Source organism: Marinobacter excellens LAMA 842 (assembly GCF_001574445.1).
GTDB classification, from domain to species: domain Bacteria; phylum Pseudomonadota; class Gammaproteobacteria; order Pseudomonadales; family Oleiphilaceae; genus Marinobacter; species Marinobacter shengliensis.
Genome location: NZ_LOCO01000003.1, coordinates 59,181 through 72,837, shown reverse-complemented (window position 1 = coordinate 72,837; position 13,657 = coordinate 59,181). Strand labels below are relative to the sequence as shown.

Below are 13,657 nucleotides of genomic sequence, written 5' to 3'. Positions count from 1 at the left end.
GGTTGGGGAGTTTGTGGGAGTGGGGGCCTACTTTCCAAAAAACGCTACAAGCACATCCCTGTGCGCTTCGCTCCGGCCATCCATGGCCTCCGAGATTTTTGGAAAGTAGGCCCCCACTCCCGCAGCCATCCGCTGGCGAGATAGTCGGTGAATGAAAGTTTCCTGCATGGCCGGAGTAGTGTGTGAGGGGTTGGTTAAACCCAAAGATCTCCAATAGGCGTATCAGTGCCGAAATGATGCTGCACCTGGGCCTGGAACAGTTCGGCGGTGGCGATGGCGTCTATCAGGGCGTTGTGGCCGGCGTAGTGTGGTAAGCCGTAGCGGGTTCGGCTGTCGGCCAGGCGGATGGAGATGGGTTGTTTGCCCATGAGTTGTTGCCAGCGGCTTGGGTTTCGTTTGGGGTGCAGGTGGGCTTCGATGGCCATGGTGTCTATGACCGGGAAGCGGAGTTGTTCTTTCAGGCGCCACTGCAGGGCCCGGTTCAGGAACGGGCGTTCGATGTTGCGGTAGTGGACCACGGGGATACGGCCGTTGAGGTGTTGGAACAGGGTGTCGAGTACGTCGGTAAGGTCCGGGGCGTGTTCGATTTCGCTGTGGGTGATGCCGTGGATGGTGACGGTGTCTTGCTGCAACGGCAGTTGCGGCCGGACGATCTGGTGCCAGGCTTTGCCGAGTTGAATGCCGCTGAGGGTAAAGGGGACCAGGCCGATGCTGATGATGGAATGGCGGTCGGCATCCAGGCCTGTGGTTTCGAAGTCGAGGGCGACCAGTGGCACCTCTTTAATGGGAGTTTGCGGGTCAGGGCACCCGGCATGGTAGAAAGCTCGGATTCGGGCATCCTTCGCTTTTTCCGCGGCTTTTCGGTAGTTGTCTGGCCAGTCCTGTTTGCTGTTCCCGCTTTTGATGCTGTCAGACATTCCTGGTGGCTCCTCCGGCGTTGTAACGGAAGCGCAGGAACTTCTGGGCGTTGCTGACGATCTGGAAGGCGTCTTTCAGATGACTGCGTTCGAACGGGGACAGGTCTTCCGGGCGTACGTTGTTGTCGGGTTCTCGCCCCTCTTCAATGGCCAGGGCCTGGTGGCGGATGCGGACAATGGAGATGAATTCCAGGGCATCGCGCAGGTTGCCGGCATCGTCTTCCAGCAGCAGCTTGGTTTTGGCAATGTCTTTCAGTCGCTCAAAGGAATTCTGGGAGCGGCTGCCGCATCCCAGGGCGTGTACGCGGATTAAATCGGATAATGGCGCTGTACCCCGGCGCTTGAGGTTGAATGTTTTCTGGTGCTTGCCGTCTTCCTCAAGCACGAAGGTGCGAAAGAAACCGAGCGGTGGTGTGCGGTTCAGGGCGTTCCTGGCCAGGAAGGTAAGGAAGCGCTGACTGCCGCTGGCTTTCTCTACAATCAGGGTTTTCAACTGTTCGGTGAAGTCGGTTTGCCCGTAAATGCCATCCAGGTCGAAGAAGATATTGCTGTTGAGCAGGGCTTCCGCCTTGGGATTTTCGATCCAGTCGGTGAAGTAACCTTTCCACACACTCAGCGGTTGCCGCCATTTCGGGTTGGTGGCCATGATATCGCCGGTGCAGTAGGTGTATCCACACTCGGCCAGGCCGTCGGACACAAACTTGGCAAGGGCGAGGAAATACTCGTCGTGTTCTTCGGGGATGAAACTGTCGTCCAGCACCATGGCGTTGTCCTGGTCGGTAACGACCAGCTGTTCATCCCGGGCCATGGAGCCCAGGGCCATGAAGCAGTAGGGAACCGGTGGCGGGCCGAGTTTTTCTTCACCCAGTTCCAGCAGGCGTTGGCTGAAGCTGCGACCGATACCGGCCATGGCGCTGCCGATCATGTGGGAGTTGGCATCTTCGTTGACCATGCGTACAAAGCTGTCGCGGACTTCCAGGCTGATTCTCTTCAGGCCTTTGACGTCGTTCTGGTGGTAGATGTTGCTCACCAGGTACAGGCTGCTCTGGCTTTCATACTTGACGATGTCAGACAGCGCAATCACGCCGCGCACTTCGTCGCCTTCCATCACCGGCAGGTGGTGCACGTTGTTGTGGAGCATGGTGAGCATGGCTTCGAAGATGAAGGAGCGGGCGCTGATGGTGATCAGCCCTTCCGACATGATGTCGCTGATCGGGGTTTCCGAGGCCAGGGCATGGGTAACCGCACGGGTACGTAGATCCCGGTCGGTGATGATGCCCTGCAATTTCGGGCGTTCGCCGCTTTCATCCATCAACAGCAGCGCCGATACGCCATTGTCTGTCATGATTCTGGCGGCTTCCTGCAGGCGAACGGTGGTCGGAGCGGAAACCGGTTCCCGGGATATCAGGCGGGTAACCTTGGCGGTCATCAGTTCGTTGGATTTCTCTCTACGCGAAACCGCCGAACGCAGTCGGCTGCGGTCTTCAATCTCAACAAAGTCAGCAAAGTTTTCGTCGGTTTCCCACAGATGCTGAAAGGTGGTATCCGGAATCTTGTAGATCAGGCAATCTTCGATGGCTTTGGCGGGGAACCGGACTTTCTTGTTCATCATCAATCCGAACTGGCCAAAGATTTCGCCCTCGCCCACGCGGTTGTACAGCTCACCGGAGCGGCGGAAAATCTCCACGGCGCCGCTGCGGATATAGTGGAGCCAATGATTGGTCTGGCCGAGTTCAAGTATCTGGGTGCCGGCGCGGTAGTAGGCCACCTCAATACCGCTGACAACCCGTTCAAGAAGTTCTTCAGGCATGTCATTGAACGGGGGGTATTGGGCAATGTGGTTGCGGATGTCCAACAGTTCTGCCTGCATGGGCTCTCCAGAGTGACTGAGTCTTGATTAAATGTTTGCGGTTGGCTGACCGGTTATTCCAGAGTCTGGCCAAACTATAGCAGCTGTCTGTTCACTTGGTGTACCTTGGCCACGGTGGGTAAGCACGAGAGAGTGTTTTATGGTCAACAAGTTACTGGTTACCGGTGGTATCCGGTCTGGAAAAACGGGGCTGGCGGAGCAACGGGCACGCGACGCCGGCGCAGACGTGGTCTACGTGGCTACCGCCACCGCCGGTGACGATGAAATGGCCCTGCGGATCCGGCGCCACCAGCAACAACGCCCGGCACACTGGCAGCTGGTTGAGGAGCCCGTTTACCTTGGCCGGGCGCTGTCAGACCTGGCTCACGGGCATGGTACCTCGCCGCTGGTTCTAGTGGACTGCATGAGTCTCTGGTTGAGTAATCTCCTGTTCGCCGACCGTTCGCTGTTTCAGCCTGAACGTGCCGCCTTTCTGACTGCCGTGGAAACTTATCCAGGCCCCTTGGTGATCGTCACCAATGAGGTAGGCCTGGGCACCATCGGCATGGACCCCCTCACCCGTCGCTTTGCCGACGAGCTGGGATGGCTCAACCAGGCACTCGCGCAGCGCTGTGATGAGGTGGTGATGTCGGTGGCTGGTCTGCCACTGACCCTCAAGGCTGGTGGCTGACCAGGCTGCGGAAGGTGCCAAACTCGGATTGGTCTACCTGAATCCGGCTGCGGCAGGCATAGGGTACGGAAAAGCCGGCAAACGATTTCTCCAGAGGAATGCCCAGCACGTTGGCCAGCACCATGCGAATAACGCCACCATGGCAAACCACCAGGATACGCTGACTCGCAAGTTTGTCCTGCCAGCGATCAAACCCGAGGGTGACTCGCTGGTAGAAGTCGGTAATGGCTTCACCGCCGGGCGGGTTGGAGTTTATGGGGTCCTGCCAGAAGCGGCTGAGATGGTCGCCATAACGTTCCTGGACCTGCCGCGAAGTTAACCCCTCCCAGTCACCAAATCCGATTTCCCGCAGGTCATCTTCGATGTGCAGGGGAATCCTGCGTCTTTGCGCGAGCTGTTCTGCAAACAGGCGGCACCGTGTCATTGGCGAGCTGACAATGGCATCCCAATGGTCGTGACCGTGTACGGCGGCTTCCATCTGCTGCCAGCCGACGGGGCTCAGCGGGTCGTCCTTGCTGCCCCGGAACATTTGCCCACCCTCAGGTTCGCCATGGCGCATCAGGTCGATCACGGTGGTTGTCATGGTTCTACTCCCTGGATTTTCCGCTGACGCCGGCGTCCGCAAAGCTGGCCATGTGGTTATGCAGTGCGCAGGCGGCCCGAAGCAAAGGTACGGCAACGGCGGCGCCGCTGCCTTCGCCCAGACGCATGCCCAGGTCCAGCAGCGGAGTGCCATCAAGCGCGTTGAGCACCGCGTCGTGGCCGGGCTCGGCCGACCGGTGCGCAAACATGAGCCAATCACGCGCTCCGGGTTGCTGTTGAACCGCCACAAGCGCGGCGGCCGAGACGATAAAACCATCCACCAATACCGGGATCTTGCGGGCTGCGCAGCCGAGGATGGCACCGGTCAACGCCGCAATCTCGAAGCCGCCGAGAGAAGTCAGCACAGACAAGGCGCTTCGGTCGTCGCCATGCCGGGCCAGTGCTTTGGAGACCACCCGGGCTTTGCGAGTGACTCCCTCGCTGTCAAGGCCGGTGCCCGGCCCGACGAGCCTCTCGGGTGGCAGGTCAAGCAATGCGCAGGCGAGTGCGGCGGCACTGGTTGTGTTGCCGATACCCATGTCGCCACCGATGAACAGCCGACATCCGGCGTTGGCCGACCGCTCGGCTGCCTGGTCGCCACTGGTCAGTGCAGCAGCTACCTGGCCCGGGCCAAGGGCGGATTTTTCGGCCATATTGGCAGTACTGGGGCCGATAATCTGGTGAATGACGCCGGGGAGCATGGGTACCTCTCCGACCGTGCCCAGGTTCACAACTTCCAGGCTGGCGCCGAGTTCCCTGGCCATAACGCTGATGGCTGCGCCACCGCCGGCGAAGTTGGCAACCATCTGGGCGGTGACCTCCTGGGGAAAAGCGGAAACACCTTCAGCACATACGCCATGATCACCGGCAAACACTACCATGCGGACAGGATCAACGGTTGGCCTGTCTGTGCCGTTCAGGGCTGCCAGGGTAATCGCCAGCTGTTCCAGTTGCCCGAGAGAGCCTGGCGGTTTGGTCAGAACCTGCTGTCGCGCTGCGGCAAGCGCGGCGTGTTCGGCTGAGGGGGCGGGGGGCGGTGTTAGCCAGCTTTGAGGCAGGGCCATGACGATGATTCCTTGTGGGCGGAAAACCGAGGATGGTTATACCGGGAGGCGAAGGTGTCAAGATCAGGCTCCACTCGGTTAGACTTGCCAGCATCTGATTCATGGAGCCCACATTTGGAAACGTTTCTGGTTGCGGTGTTGGTATGTGTCGCGGCGGTTGCACTGGACTGGTTGGTTGGTGAACCGCGCCGGTGGCACCCTCTGGCAGGCTTTGGCCGTTGGGCCTCGGTGGCGGAAGCTGGCCTGAATGGCCAGCCGCAGGCCGCCGCAAGGAGCCTGTGCCTGGGTGCGCTGGCAACCGCGATCGTCGTCACGCCGGTGCTGGCACTGGCTGTAGCACTGCAATTCTGGCTGGGCGGCTGGCTATGGTTGGTGGCTCAAGTGGCCGGCGTATGGCTCGCAATGTCGTTACGGGGGCTGGCGGAACATGGCCGGGCGGTGTCCACGGCATTGACTGCGGGCGACGGTGACCAAGCCAGGAGAGCGGTGGGGTGGATTGTCAGCCGGGATGCAGCGGCGCTGTCCGACGAGGGGGTGGCCGCGGCTGCCTCGGAATCCATGCTGGAGAATGGTGCCGATGCGGTGTTCTCGAGTCTGTTCTGGTACCTGCTTGCCGGGCTGCCGGGTGTGGTTTTGCACCGATTGATCAATACCCTGGACGCCATGTGGGGCTATCGCAACTCACGATTTCTTTACTTCGGCCGGTTTGCCGCCAGGCTGGATGACCTCATGAACTGGCTGCCTGCCCGGCTGACAGCCCTCACTTATGCGCTGTTGGGAAGTACCCGGGTGGCGCTCCGTTGTTGGCGTACCCAGGCAAGAGCCTGGGATAGCCCCAATGCCGGGCCAGTGATGTCGGCCGGGGCGGGCGCCCTTGGTGTGACCCTCGGCGGACCGGCGCCCTATGCCAACGGCATCAAGGAACGGCCAGTGTTAGGTCGTGGCCCCGGGGCTTCGGCAGCGACAATCGAAGGTGCTATTGCCCTGGTACAGCGCGGGGTAATGCTCTGGTTGTCGGTGCTGCTCGTCCTCGCCCTTGCCTGCAGCTGGGTGGTGCCTGGAGGTGCCGGATGACGGCTTTCGACCTTCCTGAATCCCCGGAGCATGGCGGGCGGTTACAGGCTGCAATACAGCGTTGGGGCATCCCCCGCGAGCAATGGCTTGATCTGTCCACCGGCATCAATCCGGTACCCTGGCCGGTGCCGGCCATTCCACCGGAGGTATGGCAAAGACTGCCAGAGCCGGACGATGGGCTGGAGGAGATCATCCGTTCCTGGGCAGGTGCGCCCGAGCGGGCCAGCTGCCTGCCGGTGGCGGGATCCCAGGCGGCGATCATGGCCCTGCCCGCCGTGCGCGCCAGGGTGCATGGTCTTGGTCGAGTGGCGGTGCCCGTGCCGGGATATCGCGAGCACGGTCATGCCTGGCGTCGCGCCGGTTTCGAGGTGGTGGCGATTCCTGAGCAGGCAATAGAGCAAGACGATCTGACCTGGCTGGATTCTGTGGACGTGGTGGTGTGGATACAGCCGAATAATCCGACCGGGCAGCTGGTCGATCCGGCCCGTCTTCTGCTATGGCACCAACGATTGCAGGCACGTGGGGGCTGGCTGGTACTTGATCAGGCCTTTGTTGAGGGAGAGCCCGGACACGGTTTGGAACCCTGGGCGGGCGCGCCGGGTCTGATACTTCTGCGATCTCTGGGCAAGTTTTTCGGCCTGGCCGGAATGCGCGCCGGGGCTGTGTTGGCTGAACCTGAGCTGACCCGTGCGCTGGCTTTTGAATTGGGCCCCTGGACCGTCAGTGGCCCGGCGCGTTACCTGATGGCAAGAGCTCTGGCTGACAGGGCATGGCAGATAGAGGCGCTGGGCAGGCTGCAGACGTCACGGCTGCGGATGGACGGCCTGCTCAGGAAATCTGGCATGCCAGCAACCAACGGTACGTTGCTGTTTCGCACGGTCCATCACGAAAACGCAGCACCAATAGCGGATGAGTTGGCTCGTCGTGCCATTCTGGTCAGGCGTTTTGATGAGCCGCCAGCCCTGCGCTTCGGTTTGCCGCCTGATGAGTCCGGTTGGCAACGTCTGGGAAGTGCGTTGTCTGAATTAACATATCTCATTGACCACCCCCACCCGGGTTGATAGTCTTGCCCGCAATTTCAGGTGCTCTGAGCGTTCCAACCGGACTGGCGATAGTCCGGCGAATGCAGTGAGTGAAACGGGAAGCCGGTGAGAGCCCGGCGCTGCCCCCGCAACGGTAATCAGGTGAAAGGCAATCCAATGCGCCACTGTGCCTCTGGCATGGGAAGGTGATTGCCCCGGAGCATCAGCTCCACCTGGAAGCCCGGAGACCGGCCTGGAATTTGGAGCCCATGAGTTCCAGACACCTACGTTGCGGAGGGCAGCGGCGGTGGGTGAACCGGCCAATGCAACTGATCGACGCCCCTCCACCCTCCGTCAATACAGACATTTCTCCTCCGCATGAATCAGTATCAACCGCACGGGTGAGTGCGGTGCGAAGCGAGTGAAGAAATGAAGCGTTCCAAAGTCTTGTCTGCCCTTGTGTTCATGCCTTTTGCCCTACCGGCGAGTGGTTCAGAGTCTGAAGCCGCCCCGGATACTCTTGAACCTATTGTTGTAACTGCCACGCTTGGCCCCCGTACGGTGGGCGAAAGCCTGTCTTCGGTGACGGTCATCGAAGAAGAAACCATCCGTCGTGAGGCGCCTGCCGAGTTTACCGATCTGCTGGCGGCGCAGCCCGGCATTGATCTGGTCACTAACGGGTCATTTGGCAAGAACACCAGTGTATTCACTCGTGGCACTGCGAATGATTCCACGGTCTTTCTGGTTGATGGTGTGCGCCTTCGTTCTGCCACCAGCGGTGGCGCGCCCTGGCAGTATTTTCCAGCTGATCTGGTCGAGCGCGTGGAAATCGTCAGGGGCCCCCGCAGTGCACTCTATGGCGCTGACGCGGTAGGCGGTGTCATTCAGGCATTTACACTGGATCCAAAGCACGGTAACAGAGGGTGGGTTGAAACCGGAGCAGGCAATTTCAACACCCAGAAAACCAGTGCTGGCGCATCGGCGACTCACGGCGCAACCCGGTTCAGCCTCAGCGGGCTGCACAAGGAGACCGATGGCACCAGAATTGTGAAAGATGGCGAGGACAAAGGTTTTCGCAATACCGCTGGCGTCGGGCGTGTTGTGCATGAATTGCCGAGCGGAGGAGAGGCCAGTTTCGTCATCATGCAGTCACAGGGCAATACTGAATTTGACGGTGGCAACACGGATTTTATGATCCGGACCATCGGCGTCACATTGAATAACCCTGTCAGTGATTATTGGGCTACGTCCATCCAGCTTTCAGAATCCGCTGACGAGCAAGAAAGCTTCCGTAGTGCCGGCGATTCTGTATTCAACACCAAAACCCGAACCGCACGATGGGAAAATACGTTCACCGCCGGCGTGCACGAGCTTGCGGTCGGGGGAGAGCTACAATCCGACGAAGTGAAAAGCACCATCGAGTTCGATGAGAACAGTCGCACCAATGCCGCGTTGTTCACCCAACTGCGCTTGAACTTCGGCCCTTCCGATATTCAGTTGTCATTTCGCGGCGACGACAACGAGGCATACGGTCGACAGGAAACCGGTGGCATTGCCCTTGGCCACTCGTTTGACCGTTCCCATCGGGTGCGGCTGAGTTATGGCACCTCTTTCCGGGCGCCCACGTTCAATGATCTTTACTATCCTTTGGAGATCTTCGATTTCGGTGGCAGTTATGCCGGCAACCCGGATCTCAAGCCGGAGGAAGGCGCGTCCGTGGAGCTGGGGCTTAGCGGTCGTTACCAGAACTGGTACTGGGATGCCGCTCTTTATCAGCTGGACGTAGAGAATCTGATTGAACTACAGAGCATCAACGGGGATCTCCGGCCTGCCAACGTAAGTGAAGCCCGTATTCGTGGGGCGGAGCTGACCTCCGGTCTTCGTGCGAACGGTTGGGATCTTGGGGTCAAGCTCACCTTGATGGATCCGCGAGATCGTGACACGGATAACCGCCTGCGTCGTCGCAGTCACCAATCGCTGCGGGTAGACCTGGACCGCCAAATGGGCGCCTGGAGCCTGGGAGGCACCGCTCTGGCCAGTGGTTACCGCTACGACGATGCGAATAATCAGAATCGGTTACCAGGTTACGTCACCTTCAACCTCCGTGCAGGATGGGAGTTTGCTCCGGACTGGACAGCACGGCTGACGCTTCAGAACGTTACGGATAAGGAATACGCGACGGCAACCCGATTTGATGGTTCAGGCTACCTGGCGGCGGGAACCGCAGGGTTTCTTTCGATTCGCTATGACTTCCGATAAAACTGCATAATCTTGCCGGGGAGGCGCCAGTGGGAAAGCTTAAGGGTGTGAGCATACTGCTCGGCTGGATGCTGCTGGCATCTCCGGCCCTGGCATCCTATGTCTGCGCCACGGATGATCTGGGCGAGGAGATATGCCTGGAACACCCGGCAAAACGCATTGCCGCACTTTCGCCTGGGGCGACAGAACTGGCATGGGCGGCGGGCGCCGGTGATCAGGTAGTTGCCGTGGTGGCTTACAGCGATTATCCCCCGGCAGCCCGAGAGGTCGCTTCAGTGGGTAGCCATACCCGCATGGATATGGAACGGCTGCTGGAGCTGCAGCCGGATCTTGTGATTGGCTGGGTAACCGGGAATCCGACGGAGCAGCTGGTCACACTCAAGAATATGGGCGTCCCGGTGTTCTCCATTGAACCCCGGAGTTTTGAAGCTGTCTCCAACACCATTGAGCGCATCTCCATACTGGCAGGTACTGAAGCAGAAGGCTTTGCAGAGGCGGAGCGATTCCGTCAGGGCATTGCCGACTTGCAGGAGGCGTACGCCAAGGCTGATCCGGTGCCGGTGTTTTACCAGGTTTGGGATGAGCCCCTGATGACGGTCAACAGCCAGCACCTGATCGGTGAAATGATTGAACTTTGCGGTGGTGATAACGTGTTTGGTCAGCTGGACCGGCTAGTGCCGAGGATCAGTGCGGAAGCGGTGATTGCGGCGAATCCCGAGGCCATTCTGGCGGGTGGAATGGGTGAGGAGAATCGCCACTGGCTGGCGCGCTGGCAGGCATTCCCCAGTATCACTGCGACAGAGCGAAACAACCTCTTTTTTATTCCGCCGTCACTGGTTCAGCGACCGACTCCGAGAATGCTTGAGGGAACGCAATTGTTTTGCGAGAAACTGGAGGTGGCCCGTGGCCGACGGCCCTAGTGGAGTAGCCGTGTGATACGCCCGATCACCCTGCCCCTCACCGTTCTAGCCGTAGCCGGGCTGATCGCCATGGTGATGTCGGTCGGTATTGGCAGTGTCGCAATTGCACCTGCGGATGTGCTGTTGGTGTTTCTGGGTGAGGGCTCCAACCTGCACCGTACTCTGATTCTTGAGCTCCGGCTACCCAGAACGCTGTCGGCCTTTGCCACCGGAGGTCTGCTGGCGGTGGCCGGGGCATTGATGCAGGTGCTGCTGCGTAACCCGCTTGCCGATCCCTATGTGTTGGGGCTGTCCGGGGGTGCCGCCGTGGGGGCATTGCTGGCGATGTTGGCGGGGCTCGGCGGCGCGGTTATCTCCGGTTCTGCCTTTGCCGGTGCCATGCTGGCCACCTTGATGGTGTTCGGGCTCGCCCACGGCACCGGCAGCTGGACGCCCTCCCGCCTTTTGCTCACGGGGGTTGTGGTGGCGGCTGGCTGGGGGGCGGTCATTACCTTGATGCTGGCCATCAGCCCGGCCAGAGAGTTGCCGGGCATGTTGTACTGGCTCATGGGCGATGTGTCCTACGCCAGGGCACCCTGGCCGGGGCTTGGCGTGCTGGTGCTCGTCTGTGCGCTGGTGGTGCCTCTTGGCCGCAGTCTGAATGTATTGGCCCGTGGCCCCATGCAGGCTGCTGCCCTGGGGATTTCAGTGCGCCCACTGGAATGGCTGATTTACATACTTGCCAGCCTGCTCACGGCCACGGCGGTGACCATGGCCGGAAGCATAGGCTTTGTAGGGCTGGTGGTCCCGCATATGCTTCGGTTGGTGCTTGGTAACGACCAGCGCCTGATTTTACCGGCCTGTGCGTTAGCCGGTGGCACACTGTTGGTGCTGGCGGATACCCTGGCAAGGGTTGTGATCGCTCCGGAGCAACTGCCGGTGGGTGTGATCACCGCGCTGTTGGGCGTTCCCACTTTCCTGTATCTGTTGTACCGGAGTCGCTGATGTCCGGTAATAAACGCTCCCCAATGCAAGCCTTGAGTACCCGGGAACTGGTCATCGATATTCCTGGCCGGGCCGACGGTTACCCTTTGGATCTGACAATAAAATCAGGTCAGGTTTGGGGCGTACTTGGGCCCAACGGGGCCGGCAAGACCACGCTGTTGCACACCCTCGCAGGTCTTCGTGCGCCCCGTGCCGGTGCTTTGTTCCTGAATGATGTGCCTACAACGAAGCTAAAGCGGAGAACCCTCTCCCAACAGTTGGGGCTGGTGTTCCAGGACCGACAGGATGGCTTCCCTGCAACGGTACTGGAAACCGCGCTGATCGGGCGTCATCCGTGGCTGGCACCCTGGCAGATGGAAGGGGCAGACGATCTGGCCATGGCCGAGAGATCACTTGAAGCGCTGGATGTCCTGCATCTGAAAAACCGCCTGGTCAGCACCCTGTCTGGCGGTGAACGCCAGCGAGTGGCGATTGCCACGCTGATGACACAGTCGCCCCACACCTGGCTGCTGGATGAACCGACAAATCACCTGGACCTGCACCACCAGGTGGCCGTCATGAAATTGCTCACTGACCGGGCGGCAGCGGGTAACGCCATTTTCATGTGCCTGCACGACCTGAACCTGGCTGCCCGCTGGTGTGATCATATTTTGCTGATGTACCCCAATGGCGAAACCTGCTGGGGCCCGGCAGAAAGGATGCTGGTGCCGAACGCTCTGGAACGTTTGTATAACCAGCAGCTGGCAACGGTGGAAGTTGATGGCGCGCCTTTTTTCGTGCCAAAACGAGACTAGCTCAGAAGTATCGCGAGGGCAGCGGAGCAGGGCTTTCCGGGACTGTCTGCAGCAGGGATGCTGCAGTCAAGCGTACAGGGATGTATTTACAGCGTGTCCCGGAAAGCCCTGCTCCGCTGCCCGTCTGCACCAAATTCAGACGACAGGGAACAGCAACACATGCCAGACAACAAAATCCCCGCCGCCATGATCACCGCCCCGGGTTCCGGCCAGGGCAAATCCATGGTTACGGCTGCGCTGGCGCGCCTGCATCGGAATGCGGGCCGTAACGTCCGGGTGTTCAAGCATGGGCCGGATTACCTGGACCCCATGGTGCTGGAAGTCGCCTCCGGTAACCCGGTTTACCAATTGCACCCCTGGATGACCGGCGAGGACGAGTGTCGGTGGCGGCTGGCCGAGGCCGCCCAGAGCGCCGACCTGATCCTGGTGGAGGGCTCCATGGGCTTGTTTGATGGCAGCCCCAGTAGCGGCGACCTGGCCAAACTGGCAGGCATTCCGGCCCTGCCCGTGATTGATGCCAAGGGCATGGCTCAGACCTTCGGCGCGGTTGCCCTGGGCTTGGCGAGCTTTGATTCCGAACTCCCTGTTCATCAGGTAATTGCCAACAAGATTGGCAGTTCCTACCACGGCGAGCTGTTACGGGAGAGCCTGCCGGATGGCATCAGCCTTTTGGGCGCGATACCCCGAAACGATGCCATGAATATCCCGGACCGGCACCTTGGGCTGGTCCAGGCGGCAGAAATGGACGACCTCAGTGATCGGCTGGATAGAGCGGCCGAAGTCCTGACATCAGCGGGTCTGGATGTACTTCCCAAGCCCGTACCTTTTCATTTTCAAGCACCACCGAGGCCAGAAACGCTGCTGACCGGGCGCCGGATTGCCGTGGCCAGGGATGCGGCCTTCAGCTTTATCTACCGGGCCAACCTGGATCTTCTCACAGCCATGGGCGCTGAGCTGGTGTATTTTTCGCCCCTGCACGATTCGGAAGTACCGATGGCCGACGCGCTCTGGCTGCCGGGCGGCTATCCGGAACTGCATGCCCGGAGCTTGGCGGAAAACCAGCCTATGCAATTGTCGATCCGCGCCTTCCATCAGGCCGGTAAGCCCATTCTGGCAGAGTGTGGCGGGCTAATGGCCTGTGCCGAAGAACTGGCAGACAAAGACGGCACGGTGCATGGCCTGCTGGGCCTGGTACCCGGGCGCGCTACCATGGCTAACCGTTTGACCGCGCTGGGTCTGCAAAGTCTGGAGACCCAGCTGGGCGGGTTGCGGGGCCATACCTATCACCATTCCAGTCTTGAGACCCCTTGGCAACCTGCGGCCAGGGCGAAGAAGCAGGCCGGCTCTGACGGAGAGGCGGTGTATCGCCACCAGAATCTGGTGGCCAGCTATTTTCACGGCTACTTCCCGTCGTCGCCGGCGTTGGTTGCCGCGATCTTTCGCGGCGAGGAAATCCGGTTTTCCTGATGAATACAAATGCGTGAACCCAAGGAGAGTCATC

Annotated in this window: 12 protein-coding genes and 1 riboswitch; of the genes, 8 read left to right on the top strand and 4 right to left on the bottom strand. The window is 60.2% G+C overall.

Going from position 1 to position 13,657, the window contains the following annotated elements; translation table 11 throughout:
• Positions 1 to 194 precede the first annotated feature (194 nt).
• On the bottom strand, positions 195 to 917 hold the full coding sequence (locus J122_RS03925; protein ID WP_061331231.1) for a 3'-5' exonuclease: 723 nt from the start codon (positions 915 to 917) through the stop codon (positions 195 to 197).
• Positions 910 to 2,787 (bottom strand): putative nucleotidyltransferase substrate binding domain-containing protein, encoded by a 1,878-nt coding sequence (locus J122_RS03920; RefSeq protein WP_061331230.1) that lies wholly within the window; start codon positions 2,785 to 2,787, stop codon positions 910 to 912. Before J122_RS03920 ends, J122_RS03925 begins: the two co-directional genes overlap by 8 nt.
• A gap of 139 nt (positions 2,788 to 2,926) precedes the next feature.
• Between J122_RS03920 and cobU the strand changes: the two genes are divergently transcribed.
• Positions 2,927 to 3,457 carry a bifunctional adenosylcobinamide kinase/adenosylcobinamide-phosphate guanylyltransferase gene (cobU, locus tag J122_RS03915; RefSeq protein ID WP_061331229.1) on the top strand — a complete coding sequence of 177 codons (531 nt, stop codon included), beginning with the start codon at positions 2,927 to 2,929 and terminating at the stop codon, positions 3,455 to 3,457.
• Here cobU and J122_RS03910 read toward each other — a convergent pair.
• Together J122_RS03910 and cobT are read right to left on the bottom strand one after the other, a co-directional pair.
• The gene (locus tag J122_RS03910; RefSeq protein WP_061331228.1) at positions 3,441 to 4,040 is read right to left on the bottom strand and encodes a histidine phosphatase family protein; all 600 of its coding nucleotides are present in this window, start codon (positions 4,038 to 4,040) and stop codon (positions 3,441 to 3,443) included. The two genes, cobU and J122_RS03910, sit on opposite strands and share 17 nt — an antisense overlap.
• Positions 4,041 to 4,044: 4 nt before the next feature.
• Positions 4,045 to 5,103: a nicotinate-nucleotide--dimethylbenzimidazole phosphoribosyltransferase gene (cobT, locus tag J122_RS03905; RefSeq protein ID WP_061331227.1), complete on the bottom strand. Its 1,059-nt coding sequence runs from the start codon at positions 5,101 to 5,103 to the stop codon at positions 4,045 to 4,047.
• 114 nt (positions 5,104 to 5,217) lie between these two features.
• Between cobT and cbiB the strand changes: the two genes are divergently transcribed.
• The 7 genes from cbiB (at position 5,218) to J122_RS03870 (ending at position 13,623) form a co-directional block, all read left to right on the top strand.
• Positions 5,218 to 6,177, top strand: a complete 960-nt coding sequence (gene cbiB / locus J122_RS03900) for an adenosylcobinamide-phosphate synthase CbiB (protein WP_061331226.1) — start codon at positions 5,218 to 5,220, stop codon at positions 6,175 to 6,177.
• The gene (cobD, locus tag J122_RS03895; RefSeq protein WP_061331225.1) at positions 6,174 to 7,238 is read left to right on the top strand and encodes a threonine-phosphate decarboxylase CobD; all 1,065 of its coding nucleotides are present in this window, start codon (positions 6,174 to 6,176) and stop codon (positions 7,236 to 7,238) included. Before cbiB ends, cobD begins: the two co-directional genes overlap by 4 nt.
• A gap of 39 nt (positions 7,239 to 7,277) precedes the next feature.
• A riboswitch (cobalamin riboswitch) is annotated at positions 7,278 to 7,471 on the top strand.
• 157 nt (positions 7,472 to 7,628) lie between these two features.
• Entirely contained in the window at positions 7,629 to 9,458 is a 1,830-nt protein-coding gene (locus tag J122_RS03890; RefSeq protein ID WP_061331224.1) for a TonB-dependent receptor domain-containing protein, read from the top strand.
• Between the two features lie 68 nt (positions 9,459 to 9,526).
• A complete protein-coding gene (locus J122_RS03885; RefSeq protein WP_061331430.1) occupies positions 9,527 to 10,378 on the top strand; it encodes a cobalamin-binding protein in 852 nt (283 codons plus the stop codon).
• 69 nt (positions 10,379 to 10,447) lie between these two features.
• On the top strand, positions 10,448 to 11,362 hold the full coding sequence (locus J122_RS03880) for a FecCD family ABC transporter permease (protein ID WP_061331429.1): 915 nt from the start codon (positions 10,448 to 10,450) through the stop codon (positions 11,360 to 11,362).
• Positions 11,363 to 11,385: 23 nt separating this feature from the next.
• Positions 11,386 to 12,156, top strand: coding sequence for an ABC transporter ATP-binding protein (locus tag J122_RS03875; RefSeq protein ID WP_061331428.1), 771 nt, complete (start codon positions 11,386 to 11,388; stop codon positions 12,154 to 12,156).
• Positions 12,157 to 12,315: 159 nt separating this feature from the next.
• A complete protein-coding gene (locus tag J122_RS03870) occupies positions 12,316 to 13,623 on the top strand; it encodes a cobyrinate a,c-diamide synthase (RefSeq protein ID WP_061331223.1) in 1,308 nt (435 codons plus the stop codon).
• The last annotated feature ends 34 nt before the right edge of the window (positions 13,624 to 13,657 follow it).

Bases quoted from the DNA above. Each gene is read 5' to 3' on its own strand.
- J122_RS03925 (WP_061331231.1), bottom strand. From the start codon at position 917: ATGTCTGACAGCATCAAAAGCGGGAACAGCAAACAGGACTGGCCAGAC.
- J122_RS03920 (WP_061331230.1), bottom strand. From the start codon at position 2,787: ATGCAGGCAGAACTGTTGGACATCCGCAACCACATTGCCCAATACCCC.
- cobU (WP_061331229.1), top strand. From the start codon at position 2,927: ATGGTCAACAAGTTACTGGTTACCGGTGGTATCCGGTCTGGAAAAACG.
- J122_RS03910 (WP_061331228.1), bottom strand. From the start codon at position 4,040: ATGACAACCACCGTGATCGACCTGATGCGCCATGGCGAACCTGAGGGT.
- cobT (WP_061331227.1), bottom strand. From the start codon at position 5,103: ATGGCCCTGCCTCAAAGCTGGCTAACACCGCCCCCCGCCCCCTCAGCC.
- cobD (WP_061331225.1), top strand. From the start codon at position 6,174: ATGACGGCTTTCGACCTTCCTGAATCCCCGGAGCATGGCGGGCGGTTA.
- J122_RS03890 (WP_061331224.1), top strand. From the start codon at position 7,629: ATGAAGCGTTCCAAAGTCTTGTCTGCCCTTGTGTTCATGCCTTTTGCC.
- J122_RS03885 (WP_061331430.1), top strand. From the start codon at position 9,527: ATGCTGCTGGCATCTCCGGCCCTGGCATCCTATGTCTGCGCCACGGAT.
- J122_RS03880 (WP_061331429.1), top strand. From the start codon at position 10,448: ATGGTGATGTCGGTCGGTATTGGCAGTGTCGCAATTGCACCTGCGGAT.
- J122_RS03875 (WP_061331428.1), top strand. From the start codon at position 11,386: ATGCAAGCCTTGAGTACCCGGGAACTGGTCATCGATATTCCTGGCCGG.
- J122_RS03870 (WP_061331223.1), top strand. From the start codon at position 12,316: ATGCCAGACAACAAAATCCCCGCCGCCATGATCACCGCCCCGGGTTCC.